The 13,101-nt window shown below is 53.2% G+C and carries 12 protein-coding genes and 12 other annotated features; of the genes, 9 read left to right on the forward strand and 3 right to left on the reverse strand.

Annotated features, from left to right (window positions below):
- Positions 1-89: 89 nt before the first annotated feature.
- Positions 90-95: a ribosome-binding site (putative RBS for mrr; RegulonDB:STMS1H004395), on the forward strand.
- The 3 genes from mrr (at position 90) to STM4529 (ending at position 1,862) form a co-directional block, all read left to right on the forward strand.
- The gene (gene mrr, locus STM4527; RefSeq protein NP_463386.1) for a restriction of methylated adenine occupies positions 90-1,017 on the forward strand. Within the gene, positions 103-1,017 belong to an annotated coding region; the region does not span the whole gene. Its footprint overlaps the feature before it by 6 nt.
- A gap of 263 nt (positions 1,018-1,280) precedes the next feature.
- Positions 1,281-1,286 (forward strand) — a ribosome-binding site (putative RBS for STM4528; RegulonDB:STMS1H004396).
- Positions 1,281-1,573, forward strand: a protein-coding gene (locus STM4528; RefSeq protein ID NP_463387.1) for a putative inner membrane protein. Within the gene, positions 1,286-1,573 belong to an annotated coding region; the region does not span the whole gene. It overlaps the preceding feature by 6 nt.
- Positions 1,553-1,558 (forward strand) — a ribosome-binding site (putative RBS for STM4529; RegulonDB:STMS1H004397). It overlaps the preceding gene by 6 nt.
- The gene (locus STM4529; RefSeq protein ID NP_463388.1) for a putative cytoplasmic protein occupies positions 1,553-1,862 on the forward strand. Within the gene, positions 1,560-1,862 belong to an annotated coding region; the region does not span the whole gene. Before STM4528 ends, STM4529 begins: the two co-directional genes overlap by 21 nt.
- A gap of 74 nt (positions 1,863-1,936) precedes the next feature.
- Here STM4529 and yjiA read toward each other — a convergent pair.
- The 3 genes from yjiA to yjiY all read right to left on the reverse strand — a co-directional run bounded on the left by yjiA (position 1,937) and on the right by yjiY (position 5,363).
- The gene (gene yjiA, locus STM4530) for a putative cobalamin synthesis protein (RefSeq protein NP_463389.1) occupies positions 1,937-2,904 on the reverse strand. Within the gene, positions 1,937-2,893 belong to an annotated coding region; the region does not span the whole gene.
- Positions 2,899-2,904, reverse strand: a ribosome-binding site (putative RBS for yjiA; RegulonDB:STMS1H004398). It overlaps the preceding gene by 6 nt.
- Positions 2,904-3,119 (reverse strand): putative cytoplasmic protein gene (gene yjiX, locus STM4531; RefSeq protein ID NP_463390.1). Within the gene, positions 2,904-3,107 belong to an annotated coding region; the region does not span the whole gene. The genes yjiA and yjiX overlap by 1 nt, the downstream gene beginning before the upstream one ends.
- Positions 3,114-3,119: a ribosome-binding site (putative RBS for yjiX; RegulonDB:STMS1H004399), on the reverse strand. Its footprint overlaps the gene before it by 6 nt.
- 82 nt (positions 3,120-3,201) lie before the next feature.
- Positions 3,202-5,363, reverse strand: a protein-coding gene (gene yjiY, locus STM4532) for a putative carbon starvation protein (RefSeq protein NP_463391.1). Within the gene, positions 3,202-5,352 belong to an annotated coding region; the region does not span the whole gene.
- Positions 5,358-5,363: a ribosome-binding site (putative RBS for yjiY; RegulonDB:STMS1H004400), on the reverse strand. Its footprint overlaps the gene before it by 6 nt.
- Before the next feature lie 340 nt (positions 5,364-5,703).
- Positions 5,704-5,709 (forward strand) — a ribosome-binding site (putative RBS for tsr; RegulonDB:STMS1H004401).
- Here yjiY and tsr point away from each other — a divergent pair.
- The 6 genes from tsr (at position 5,704) to STM4538 (ending at position 13,100) form a co-directional block, all read left to right on the forward strand.
- Positions 5,704-7,380, forward strand: a protein-coding gene (tsr, locus tag STM4533) for a methyl-accepting chemotaxis protein I (RefSeq protein NP_463392.1). Within the gene, positions 5,719-7,380 belong to an annotated coding region; the region does not span the whole gene. Its footprint overlaps the feature before it by 6 nt.
- Positions 7,381-7,696: 316 nt before the next feature.
- Positions 7,697-7,702, forward strand: a ribosome-binding site (putative RBS for STM4534; RegulonDB:STMS1H004402).
- Positions 7,697-10,469 (forward strand): putative NtrC family transcriptional regulator, ATPase domain protein gene (locus STM4534; RefSeq protein NP_463393.1). Within the gene, positions 7,704-10,469 belong to an annotated coding region; the region does not span the whole gene. It overlaps the preceding feature by 6 nt.
- Positions 10,470-10,564: 95 nt before the next feature.
- Positions 10,565-10,570 (forward strand) — a ribosome-binding site (putative RBS for STM4535; RegulonDB:STMS1H004403).
- Positions 10,565-10,993, forward strand: a protein-coding gene (locus tag STM4535) for a putative PTS permease (protein NP_463394.1). Within the gene, positions 10,571-10,993 belong to an annotated coding region; the region does not span the whole gene. It overlaps the preceding feature by 6 nt.
- 7 nt (positions 10,994-11,000) lie before the next feature.
- Positions 11,001-11,006, forward strand: a ribosome-binding site (putative RBS for STM4536; RegulonDB:STMS1H004404).
- The gene (locus STM4536) for a putative PTS permease (RefSeq protein ID NP_463395.1) occupies positions 11,001-11,469 on the forward strand. Within the gene, positions 11,008-11,469 belong to an annotated coding region; the region does not span the whole gene. Its footprint overlaps the feature before it by 6 nt.
- Before the next feature lie 18 nt (positions 11,470-11,487).
- Positions 11,488-11,493 (forward strand) — a ribosome-binding site (putative RBS for STM4537; RegulonDB:STMS1H004405).
- The gene (locus STM4537) for a putative PTS permease (RefSeq protein NP_463396.1) occupies positions 11,488-12,274 on the forward strand. Within the gene, positions 11,495-12,274 belong to an annotated coding region; the region does not span the whole gene. It overlaps the preceding feature by 6 nt.
- Positions 12,261-12,266: a ribosome-binding site (putative RBS for STM4538; RegulonDB:STMS1H004406), on the forward strand. (Overlaps the previous gene by 6 nt.)
- The gene (locus STM4538) for a putative PTS permease (RefSeq protein ID NP_463397.1) occupies positions 12,261-13,100 on the forward strand. Within the gene, positions 12,264-13,100 belong to an annotated coding region; the region does not span the whole gene. Before STM4537 ends, STM4538 begins: the two co-directional genes overlap by 14 nt.
- The last annotated feature ends 1 nt before the right edge of the window (position 13,101 follow it).

Here is a 13,101-nt window from a genome sequence, read left to right on the forward strand (position 1 = left end):
CAACGAACAATCAGAGAGTAACTGCTTCTTTCCTAATGTTTTCCTGAAGAGTATCGTTCTCCGGCGGGGTATCTAATCTATATCAATAGCAGGGATGGATTTATGGCTGTTCCAACATATGACAAATTTATTGAACCAGTGTTGCGTTTTCTGGCCACTCGACCCGAGGGCGCTTTGGTCAGAGAAGTGCGTGAAGCTGCAGCCGAAATGCTTGGGTTAGATGAGCAGCAGCGTGCAGAGGTGATTACCAGTGGACAACTGACGTACCAGAACCGCACCGGTTGGGCGCACGATCGTCTCAAACGCGCCGGGTTATCGCAGAGCCTATCCCGGGGAAAATGGTGTTTAACACCAGCGGGAATGAGCTGGGTTGCCTCGCATCCGCAGCCGATGACCGAGCTGGAAGTGAGTCATTTTGCTTGTGATTTTAACGGCGTAAAGCTCAGTAAGCTGGCAGATGCGGTGGCGTTAGATCCACAGCCAGAATCGATTGAGGATGATGAGCTTGCCAGAAGCAGCCCGGACGATCGCCTGGAGCAAGCGCTCAATGAGATTCGTGAATCTGTTGCCGAAGAATTGCTGGAGAACCTGCTTCAGGTTTCGCCGGCGCGTTTTGAAGTGATTGTGTTAGATGTGTTGCACCGCCTGGGATATGGCGGCCATCGCGGTGATTTGCAGCGCGTAGGGGGAACCGGCGATGGCGGCATTGACGGTATTATCTCTCTCGATAAGCTCGGGCTGGAAAAAGTCTACGTTCAGGCCAAACGCTGGAAAGGCACCGTCGGGAGCGCTGAAGTCAGGGGCTTTTATGGCGCATTGCCTGAGCAAAAAGTGAAACGTGGCGTCTTTATTACCACCTCAGGTTTTACGGCGCATGCCAGAGACTATGCTAACAAAGTTGAAGGTCTGGTGCTGGTGGATGGCGACAGGCTGGTGCATCTGATGATTGATAATGATATTGGCGTATCCTCACGTTTACTCAAGTTGCCAAAGCTCGATATGGATTACTTTGAGTAGTGGTAACGCTGGAACCTGATTGCGGGTAATTGAGATGGACCACGTTGTGGGCACCTGTGTTTCCTCTCGCCCAGAAATCACGTGACTTTCTATGGCTGCGTATCAGCCTAAACCCATGCCGGATAGCGGCTGCGCCTTCTGCGGCCTACTCTTCTGGTCAATTTCCTTTTATCTCGAATACACAAATTGTGAAGCTATTTCCAACAATCCAGGTATAATCGTAAGATAATTGTATATACATTTTTGTATGTACAATTAGGGAAAACACATGCCGATGGAGTTTGAATGGGATGCGAACAAGGCTAAAAGCAACCTGAGGAAGCACGGTGTCCGTTTTGAGGATGCGGTACTGGTGTTTGACGATCCCCGACACCTGTCACGTCAGGAGCGTTATGAGAATGGAGAATATCGTTGGCAGACCCTCGGCCTTGTTCATGGCATTGTGGTCATTCTGGTTGCTCATAGCGTTCGGTTCGAAAGTGGTTTTGAAGTTATCCGTATCATCAGCGCCCGCAAGGCAGACAGAAAAGAGAGGAATCGTTATGAGCATGGTTAAACATAAACGCGGCAACGCATCCGCGCTGAGTGCTCAGCATGAGGCTGAACTGAAGGCGCTGGCGAAAAAATCAGATGATGAGATTGATTACAGCGACATTCCCGCTTCGGAGGATGGGCAGTGGTCTGAAGCAGTGCGTGGTAAGTTTTTTCGCCCGTTAAAAACTCAGGCCTCGGTGCGTATTGACGCCGATGTGATGGAGTGGCTGAAACGGCCAGGAAAAGGCTACCAGACGCGGCTCAATGCCATTCTGCGCGAGGCGATGCTGCGCGAGCAAAATAAGAAATAGCCCGAAGATGCCGGATGGCGGCTGCGCCTTATCCGGCCTACAAATTCCCGCCAGGCCAGATAAGCGCTTAATGGTTACTTCCTTAACCCCACAAATGCCGCTCTGATCTCGTCTTCCGGCAACTGGATCCCGATAAATACCAGCGTGCTGTGCGGCGTTTCGTCGCCCCACGGTCTGTCCCAGTCGGCGCTGTAGAGGCGCTGCACGCCCTGGAACAGCAGGCGGTTGGGTTCGCCGTCGATCCACAGCATCCCTTTGTAACGCAGCAGTTTATCCGCTGATTCCAGCAGCAGGTTTTCCATCACCCGCGACACCTCGCTGATATCCACCGGGTAATCCAGTTCCACCACAATTGACGATACATCGTTCTGTTTATCGGCAATAAAGTGGAAACGCGGTTGGCTTGCCAGCACGTTCTCTTCCAGCATAAAGCCGCTGGTATTAAACAACTGACTCAGGTCAATATCGCCGTGTACCACGGTGTAAACCGGGGCGCGGGCGTTGATACGCGCCAGCCGCTCGCGCAGTTTCTCGCTGTCGCCTGCCACGTCGGTTTTGGTCAACAGAATGCGGTCGGCGTAGCCTATCTGCGACTGGGCTATGGTGAACTGATTCATCTGCTCGTTAGCGTGCACCGCGTCGACCAGCGCAATCACGCCGTCTAACAGGTAGCGTTCGCATAATACGTCATGGGAGAAAAAGGTCTGAATAATCGGGCCGGGGTCAGCCATGCCGGTGCATTCAATCACCAGGCGGTCGAAAGCAATATCGCCGCGGTCGCGGCTGTCGAGCAGGTCTAATAGCGCATCTTCCAGCTCGTTGGAGCGGGTACAGCAGATGCAGCCGTTAGTCAGGGTTTTGATCTGTGTGGCGCGATCGCCAATCAGTTGATCGTCAACGGAGACTTCGCCAAATTCGTTTTCGATAACGGCGATTTTAAAACCATGTTGTTCGTTGAGGATATGGCGTAGTAGGGTGGTTTTGCCGGCACCAAGAAAACCGGTAAGTAGGGTAACTGCAATCGGGGTCATAGTCTCTCCATTAACAACAGCGCATACCGCCTTTGCCATCGCCGCCGTAACGTGCTTGCTGACGTTCGCGGAAGAACTCTTCATAGGTCATGTACGGCTTGTCGGGATGGTTGGTTTTCATGTGCTCGACATAGTTGTCGTAGTCCGGAATACCAATCAACATTTTTGCCGCCTGGCCGAGATATTTTTTTGCCTGACCTAAAGTATCAAACATTCTGCCGTCCTGTTAATGAATAAAGCCGGATGGCGGCTTGCGCCTTATCCGGCCTACACTAGCCGGGGTCGCTGTGCGCTACCCGGCATCAGTTTTAGTGGTGTGAAGAGATCTTCACGCCGCCTTCCGGCACAGGCACATACGGGGTTTCTTTGTCGGTACGTTTATCGCTGTTGCGTACCTTCATCCAGGTGGTGAAACCGTAGAAGATAATACTGTACACCACCACCAGGAACAGAATACTCAAACCAGCGTTAGTGTAGTTGTTCACCACGATATGGTTCATGTTGGCAATCTGCTGCTCGGTCAGGTTGGCGCCGTTGGCAATCTTCTCTTTATACAGGTTTGCCATGTAGAAGAAACCTTCCATCTGTGGGTTGGCGCTGAACAGTTTCAGGCCCAGCGCCCAGGTGGTGCAGATCAGCAGCCATACCGCCGGAATTACCGTCACCCAGATGTATTTGGTGCGCTGCATTTTGATCAGTACCACGGTGCTCAACACCAGCGCCACGGCGGCCAGCATCTGGTTAGAGATACCGAACAACGGCCACAGGCTCTTCACGCCGCCCAGCGGGTCGACCACGCCCTGATACAGCAGATAGCCCCACAAACCGACGCAGCCTGCGGTACCGATGATACCCGCGACCAGAGAATCGGTTTTTTTCAGGAACGGGACGAAGTTACCCAGCAAATCCTGCAACATAAAGCGGCCGGAACGGGTACCCGCATCCAGCGCGGTCAGGATAAACAGCGCTTCGAACAGAATACCGAAGTGATACCAGAAGCCCATATCCGCCATCGGCAGGACTTTGTGGAACACATGCGCGATACCTACTGCCAGCGTTGGCGCGCCGCCTGCGCGGTTCAATACTGACGGTTCACCGATATCTTTCGCAGTTTGCAGGATTTGTTCCGGGGAAATCACAAAGCCCCAGGAGCTGACGGTCGCCGCTGCATGTGCGGTAACGTCTTTCAACTGCGCCATAATCAGCGGCGCGTTCTCGCCGCCCATCTCGTGCAGGTTTGGCATGGTAATGCCCAGACCTGCCGGCGGGGTGTTCATCGCGAAGTAGAGACCCGGTTCAATGATCGAGGCCGCCACCAGCGCCATCACCGCAACAAAGGACTCCATCAGCATCGCGCCGTAGCCGATAAAACGCGCATCGGTCTCACAGGCCAGCAGTTTCGGCGTGGTGCCGGAGGAGATGAGCGCGTGGAAGCCAGAGACGGCGCCACAGGCGATGGTGATGAACAGGAACGGGAACAGAGCGCCTTTCCACAGCGGGCCGGTACCGTCGACATACTGCGTCAATGCCGGCATTTTTAGTTCCGGGTTGAGGATCACAATCCCCAGCGCCAGACCGACGATCACGCCGATTTTCAGGAAGGTAGCGAGATAGTCGCGCGGGGCAAGGATCAGCCATACCGGCAGCAGCGCGGAAACAAAGGCGTAGCCGATCAGCGCGAAGGTAATGGTGGTGTCTTTAAAGGTCAGCGCCGGGCCCCAGTAAGGGTCGTGGGCAATCACGCCGCCGAAGTAAATAGACGCCACCAGCAGCACGATACCAATAACGGAGACTTCGCCTACGCGTCCCGGACGCAGGAAGCGCATGTAGATGCCCATAAACAGCGCAATCGGCACCGTGGAGCAGACGGTGAAGACGCCCCACGGGCTTTCGGCCAGCGCTTTAACCACGATTAATGCCAGCACCGCGAGGATGATGATCATGATTAAGAAGCAGCCGAACAGCGCGATGGTGCCTGGAACGGTACCCATCTCTTCTTTGATCATCTCGCCAAGAGAGGCGCCGTTACGGCGGGAAGAGATGAACAGCACCATAAAGTCCTGCACTGCGCCCGCGAGCACCACGCCCGCCAGTAACCACAGTGTCCCCGGCAGATAGCCCATCTGCGCGGCCAATACCGGCCCGACCAGCGGACCTGCGCCAGCGATGGCGGCGAAGTGGTGACCAAACAGCACGTAGCGGTTAGTCGGCACGTAGTTCAGGCCGTCGTTATTGATAACCGCCGGCGTCGCGCGCGTCGGGTCGAGTTTCATGACCTTCTGGGCGATGTACAGGCTGTAGTAGCGGTAAGCCACCAGATAGACGGAAACGGAAGCGACCACGATCCACAGGGCGCTCACGTGTTCACCCCGACGTAGGGCAACGACCGAGAGGCAGAAAGCACCGATGATTCCGAGAATCACCCAGGGTATGTGCTTGAATATCTTTTTCGTATCCATAGTAAAACCTGGTTGTAAGTTTAATTATCAGCCGAAGCTGGGTGGACATTGAGTTCGTGTTTGAGGAGGTAGATTGACTGCTATGCTGAGAGGATCTTGCCAGATCATCGCGCGCGTAAAGTTAGGTAAATCAGTGAGTGGTTGTATGGCGGTTTAAGCGGTCGGACGTACCGGTAAGCGGTTTCGCGGAGGAGGGCGTGGGCTATTTTATGTGATTGAGATCACGATATAAAATGGGACGATCCTTGTTGCGCGGGGCGTCATAACGACTTCACTGAGCTAATCGTGATATTAATGGCGCGCATCCCATAAAGTTTTCCCTTTCCAGGCCGAAAATTCTGTATCTGTCTAGCGGAAAGAGAAAACATGTTAAAGCGAATTAAAATTGTTACCAGCTTACTGCTGGTATTGGCGCTATTTGGCCTTTTACAACTGACATCCGGCGGGCTGTTCTTCAACTCGCTGAAGAATGACAAAGAAAACTTCACCGTATTGCAAACTATTCGTCAGCAGCAGTCTGCCCTGAATGCAACCTGGGTGGAGCTGTTGCAAACGCGTAATACCCTGAATCGCGCGGGTATCCGCTGGATGATGGACCAGAGCAATATTGGCAGCGGCGCAACTGTCGCTGAACTGATGCAGGGGGCGACCAATACGCTGAAGCTGACCGAAAAAAACTGGGAGCAGTATGAGGCGTTACCGCGCGATCCACGTCAGAGTGAAGCGGCTTTCCTTGAGATCAAACGAACCTATGATATCTACCACGGCGCGTTGGCGGAGCTTATTCAGCTTCTTGGCGCGGGTAAGATTAACGAGTTTTTTGATCAACCGACTCAAAGCTATCAGGACGCTTTTGAGAAGCAGTACATGGCCTATATGCAGCAAAACGATCGTCTGTACGATATTGCTGTTGAGGATAACAACAGTTCCTACAACCAGGCGATGTGGGTACTGGTCAGTGTGCTGATTGCCGTTCTGGTGGTCATTATCGCCGTCTGGTTCGGCATCAAACTGTCGCTTATCGCCCCGATGAATCGTCTGATTGAAAGCATTCGTCATATCGCCAGCGGCGATCTGGTGAAGCGTATCGACGTGGAAGGCTCCAACGAAATGGGGCAGTTGGCTGAAAACCTGCGTCATATGCAAAGTGAACTGATGCGTACCGTGGGCGATGTACGTAACGGCGCGAATGCGATCTATAGCGGCGCCAGCGAGATTGCGATGGGCAACAACGATCTCTCTTCCCGTACTGAGCAGCAGGCAGCGTCTCTGGAAGAGACCGCCGCCAGTATGGAACAACTGACCGCCACCGTGAAACAGAACGCCGAAAACGCCCGTCAGGCCAGTCACCTGGCGCTGAGTGCGTCAGAGACAGCGCAAAAAGGCGGCAAAGTGGTGGATAACGTCGTACAAACAATGCGCGATATCGCCTCCAGTTCGCAGAAAATCGCCGATATTATCAGCGTAATCGACGGTATTGCTTTCCAGACCAATATTCTGGCGCTGAATGCGGCGGTAGAAGCGGCGCGCGCAGGCGAGCAGGGACGCGGGTTCGCAGTGGTGGCCGGTGAAGTCCGTAATCTGGCCCAGCGTAGCGCGCAGGCGGCACGGGAGATCAAGAGTCTGATTGAGGATTCCGTGAGCCGTGTTGATGTAGGTTCGACGCTGGTCGAAAGCGCCGGTGAAACCATGGATGAGATCGTCAATGCAGTGACCCGCGTGACCGATATCATGGGCGAGATTGCCTCGGCGTCTGACGAGCAAAGCCGTGGTATCGACCAGGTGGGCCTGGCGGTAGCGGAGATGGATCGCGTAACGCAGCAGAACGCCTCGCTGGTGGAAGAGTCCGCCGCCGCGGCTGCGGCGCTGGAAGAGCAAGCCAGCCGTCTGACCCAGGCCGTCGCGGTGTTCCGTATTCACCAGCAACAGCAGCGTGCGCGTGAAGTGGCTGCGGTAAAAACCCCGGCAGCCGTGTCGTCACCAAAGGCCGCAGTGGCCGACGGCAGCGATAATTGGGAAACATTTTAAGGGCGTAGTGGTGAACAGTCGGCCTACAGACGACCGTAGGCCGGATGAGATGTTCACACTTTTGCCTGATGGCGTAGCGCTTACCAGGCCTGGCAGTCCGCGCAGGCCGATTTTAAACCAGCATCAGGCGCATGGTGCAGCGTGATTCATACGCCAGGCCGTGCGCCGCTTCCTCCTCTCTTTTCTGATATCGCGCGCTAATCCAACGTTGAGTGAAGGTGTGCGGTGATCCACAAAAAATGAATAAAGCGAGAGAACGCACGGCAGGAGAGCCTTGTTTCGCGGCATCATAATTGCTGATGTGATAATCGTGAGAGGATACGATGCGCAAAGATGCCCTGCTTGCTTTCCTGATGAACCAAACGGATTTTTTTGATCCGGAAAATGTCAGTGAGGTGTTTACCGCGCGCTATCTGGCGCAGCGTTTTAATATGCAGCGCAATACCGCCAGCCATTATCTGAACCAACTGGTGGCGCAGGGCGTGCTCTGCAAAATCAATACCCGTCCCGTCTATTTCCTGCATAAGCAGGCATTTAGCCAACAGTTTTTTACCCTTTCGCGTAATGAATACGCCAGCGTCGCGGAGCTGTTAGCGCACGGGGAACAGGAGTGCGCGCCGGACGATCACTTTTCCCTGTTGATTGGCCATAACGAAAGCCTGAAGCGCCCGATTGAGCAACTGAAAACCGCGCTGTTTTATCCCGACGGCGGACTGCCGCTACTGATGACCGGCGAAAGCGGCACCGGGAAAAGTTATCTGGCGCAGCTCATGCACGAATATGCCATCGCCCAGGCGCTTCTGTCGCCGGATGCGCCATTTATCAGTTTTAATTGCGCCCAGTATGCGAGCAATCCCGAACTGCTGGCGGCGAATCTTTTTGGCTATGTGAAGGGCGCGTTTACCGGCGCGCAGAGCGACAGACCGGGCGCGTTCGAGGCGGCTGACGGCGGCATGTTATTTCTGGATGAAGTCCACCGGCTGAGCGCCGAAGGGCAGGAGAAGCTCTTTACCTGGCTCGATCGTGGTGAAATTTATCGGGTAGGCGACACCGCGCAGGGGCATCCGGTTTCGGTACGTCTGGTATTTGCGACGACCGAAGAGATACACAGTACCTTTCTGACGACATTTTTGCGACGCATCCCGATTCAGGTCAACCTGCCGGATCTCCAGCACCGTAGCCGCCAGGAAAAAGAGGCGCTGATCTTACTGTTTTTCTGGACGGAGGCGAAAAAACTTTCGGCCACGCTTATCCTCAAACCGCGTTTGTTGCAGATCCTCAATCAGTATGTTTATCGCGGCAACGTCGGCGAGCTGAAAAATGTGGTGAAGTATGCGGTGGCGACGGCATGGGCGAAAAAGCCTGGGCAGGAAACCGTTACCGTGTCGCTGCACGATCTGCCGGATGCCATGCTGTCGGCATTGCCGTCACTGAATGAACCGCTGGCGGACGACACGCCGGTGAGCATCTCGCCCGACACGAACCTTACCTGGCTGCTGCGCGCCCGCGACGAGATGCAGGGCATGATCCATGATACGCAGTGTCATGTGCTGGCGCTGTACGAGCTGGTACGTAGCGGGAAAGAGGGGTGGGAGACGGTACAAAAAAGAATGGGCGATGAAATTGAGACCCTCTTCGATCGCCTGATTTTTACCGGCGACGATAATGTGCACTCACAGCGGTTGCTGTTAATTACAAGCCAGGTGCGGGAAGAGTTTTATCGTCTGGAGAAGCGCTTCAATATGCAGCTTAACGGCAACTGTATTTACGCGCTTAGCCACTATTTAATCCATCGTACCGCACTGGCGCCTTCTCGTCTCAACAGCGAGCAGATCCGCCAACTGGACGCCTTCCTCGCCCAGAAATATCCGCTGCTGTACAGCTTCTGTTTACAAATTCTGGAGACGCTGGGCCAGAAGCTGGATCTGGAGCCGAGACGCATTGATATGCTGCTGCTGGCGCTTTGGCTGCATAAACAGGGGGCTAACAACCAAAAACAGGTGACGCATGCGGTGATTCTGGCGCACGGCTATGCCACCGCCAGCAGTATCGCCAACGTCGCCAACCGGTTACTGAAAAATACGATTTTTGAATCGTTCGATATGCCGCTGGACGTCACGCCGGAGGCGATAGCGCAGCAGGTGATGCGCTATCTGGAAGAGCATCCGCTCGCCTCCGGCCTGATGATTCTGGTGGATATGGGATCGCTCAAGGCCATTCATCGTCATTTTGATCGCGCGCTTTCCACGCCGGTGACGATTATCAACAACGTCTCGACCAGCATGGCCCTGTATGTAGGGGAGCGTATTTTACAGGGGCATTTTATTGAAGAGATCGCTCGCGATATCGCCCGGGATGTGCCGGTCGAGTATCAGCTCTACTGGCCGAAAAGCAACAAACCGCGCGCCATACTGACCACCTGCGCGACCGGTATCGGTGTGGCGACGAATCTTTGCGCATTACTGAGCGCCAGTATTCCGCAGGCGCTGGAGATTGACGTCGTCGCCTGCGATTATGCGATGCTGGCGAGCAATAAAACCCAGGAGCCGGTATTTATGCGCTACGACGTACTGGCGATAGTCGGCACGCTGGACCCGCACATCGCCAGCGTGCCGTGGATTTCGCTCGACTCGCTGATCTCCGGCGAGGGGAATCACTATCTGATGCGGCTGTTTGGTTCGCTGACCACGCCGGAGCAGGTGGCGGAGATCAACAACCTGCTGCTGAAAAACTTCTCGCTCCGACGAGTGATCGAATCCGTCACCATCCTCGACACCAGCAAAGTCATCAACCACGTTGAGCAGTTTCTGCTGCGCTATGAGCATCTGGCGGGCGTTACCGTCTCGAATGAAAGAAAGGTGGCGCTCTATGTGCATATTAGTTGCCTGATTGAGCGTCTGATCCGCCATGCGGGCATTACTGCCTGGAGTGGGCAACAGTGTCCGGAACAGGAACTGAATCGGCTACGGGAAGCGTTTAGTGTCATTGAGAGTAACTACAGTGTCAAAATCCCCACCGCCGAGCTTGGCTATATTCATAATATCCTGACCTTCGAAACAGAACTTATCGAGCAAGATCAACAGTTTTAACTATTTCCCTCTGTTAACCCGCATCTTTTTTCGGCGCGCCACTTTTTCTGGCACGCCGCTTGCTCTCTTTTATCACAGTGGAATGTGTTTTAGAGGTCAGGATGAAGAGACATTATATTTTCGCCAGCCACGGCACGCTGGCCAGCGGAGTTTTAAACTCCGTGGAGCTGATTTTAGGCAAACGGTCAAATGTCTGGACGCTGTGCGCTTACGTTGAAGAGAGCGTGGATTTAAGCCAGCAGGTAGATACGCTAATTGCCCGGATCCCGCCGGAAGATGAAATTATTGCGCTGACCGATATTTTTGCCGGCAGCGTGAATAACGAATTTGTCCGTTATTTATCACGGGAAAATTTTCATCTGCTGGCAGGGATTAACCTGCCGCTGGTTATCGATCTCTTTATGTCGGAAAACGATGGCAATACCACGCATACCATAATGACGGCGTTAGCGGATTCAAAAGAAAATATTCAGTACTGCAATCAAACTATCACCAGCGCCATGCAAAGCGATAAAGATTTTTAAGGGGAGGAAGCGTCATGATTGTTTTTTTACGGGTGGATCATCGTTTATTACATGGACAGGTCGCCTTTTCCTGGACGCAGTACGTTGGCGCAGACTGTATTTTAATTGCCAACGACAGCGTACCTAATGATGACCTGCGTAAAACCACCATTAAGATGGCGAAGCCGCCCGCGGTGAAGCTGGTTATTAAAAATATTGCCGATTCAATTGAAGCGATAAAAAGCGGCGTTACCGATAAATATAAACTTTTTATTGTTGTTGAATCCGTGGCGGATGCGTACCGGCTGGCGCGCGAATTACCCGACATTAAAAGTATTAATTTAGGCGGCACGAAGGTACGTGAAGGGAGCCAGAATATTGCTAAAGCCATCAATCTGTTAGCGGATGAAATGACTCAACTTCGGGAGCTGGCGGCTGGCGGAGTAGAGATAGAAATTCGGCTGGTGCCTAACGATCGTAAACAACTTTTTGCCTGAGCGGATACCCTCCTGAGGACATATTATGGTAGAGGCGCTTTTACTTGGACTGGTGGCGTTTATCGCCCAGTCTGAATATGCATTAGGGACGTCGCTGATTTCCAGACCTATCGTGACCGGACTTTTAACCGGACTGGTGCTGGGCGACATGGAAACCGGAATTGTGATGGGCGCGACGCTGGAGTTGGCGTTTATCGGTTCCTTTTCGGTGGGCGCGTCGCTGCCCCCGGATGTGGTCACTGGCGGTATTTTAGGTGTGGCCTTTGCGATTAATTCCGGCGCTGGGGCGGAAACCGCGCTGTTATTAGGTTTGCCTATCGCGACACTGGCGTTAATTGTGAAAAATATCTATAACGGAATGTTTATTCCGTTGCTCTGTCATAAAGCCGATGCTTACGCTGAGGTGGGGGATACCCGGGGCATTGAGCGTATGCATTTAATCTCCGGCATTGGGCTGTCGCTGATGCTGGGGATTATCGTCACGGTCTCTTATTTAGCGGGCGTGAATATGGTTAAAGGTTTTCTGGATGCCATTCCAGAATTTATTAAACATGGATTAAGCGTTGCCACCGGTATTATTCCCGCGCTGGGTTTTGCCATGCTGGCGCGCTTATTAATTAATAAAAAGGTCGCCCCCTATTTTTTCCTCGGTTTTGTTTTAATGGCGTATTTAAAAATTCCGGTGACGGGTATTGCGATTCTCGGCGCGATCGTCGCCGTCGTGATGGTCAATATGCCGAAATTTGCGGCCTCGCAACCGGCACCTGCGCAAGGAGCGTCTCATGACGATGAAGATGATTTCTGATAAAGACCGCCAGCAGGCGGAAACCACTGGTCTGGTCACCGCGCGTGATTTACGCCGCGTCTTCTGGCGGTCATTCCAGATGGAGTTTTCCTGGAACTATGAACGACAAATGAACCTGGCGTTCGTCTATACGCTCATTCCGGTATTAAAGAAACTGTATAGCCGAAAAGAAGATCTTGCCGAAGCGCTAAAACGCCATCTGGCTTTCTTTAATACCACGCCGCACATTGTGACGTTGATCCTCGGTATTACCGTGGCGATGGAGGAGAAAAATAGCCAGCAGAAAGAGATGGACGCCAGTTCTATCGATAACGTCAAAGCGTCGTTAATGGGGCCGCTGGCGGGTATTGGCGACTCTTTTTTCTGGGGAACATTGCGTCTTATCGCCACTGGCATCGGTACCAGTCTGGCGCTGAAAGGCAATATTCTGGGGCCGATTTTATTTCTGCTGGTGTTTAACGTACCGCATATTCTGGCCCGCTGGTTCTTTACCCGCTGGGGCTATGTGCTGGGAACCGGCGTACTGCAACGCATTCAGCAAAGCGGAATGATGGAAAGCCTAACCTATGGCGCCTCGATTATCGGTCTGATGGTGGTTGGCGCGATGACGGCCTCCATGATTGATATCACCATTCCCATTACGTTTGGTACGGGAGAAGCGAAAACCCATGTTCAGGACATTATTAACGACATCATGCCTTGTCTGCTGCCGTTAATTAGCTTCGCCATTGTGTACTGGCTGTTAGGGAAAAAAGTGAAACCGTTAACCATCATTGGCGGTATTGCGCTGGTGGGAATTTTCGGTTCCTGGATAGGGTTATTTTAAG

It is taken from the genome of Salmonella enterica subsp. enterica serovar Typhimurium str. LT2 (assembly GCF_000006945.2).
GTDB lineage: Bacteria > Pseudomonadota > Gammaproteobacteria > Enterobacterales > Enterobacteriaceae > Salmonella > Salmonella enterica.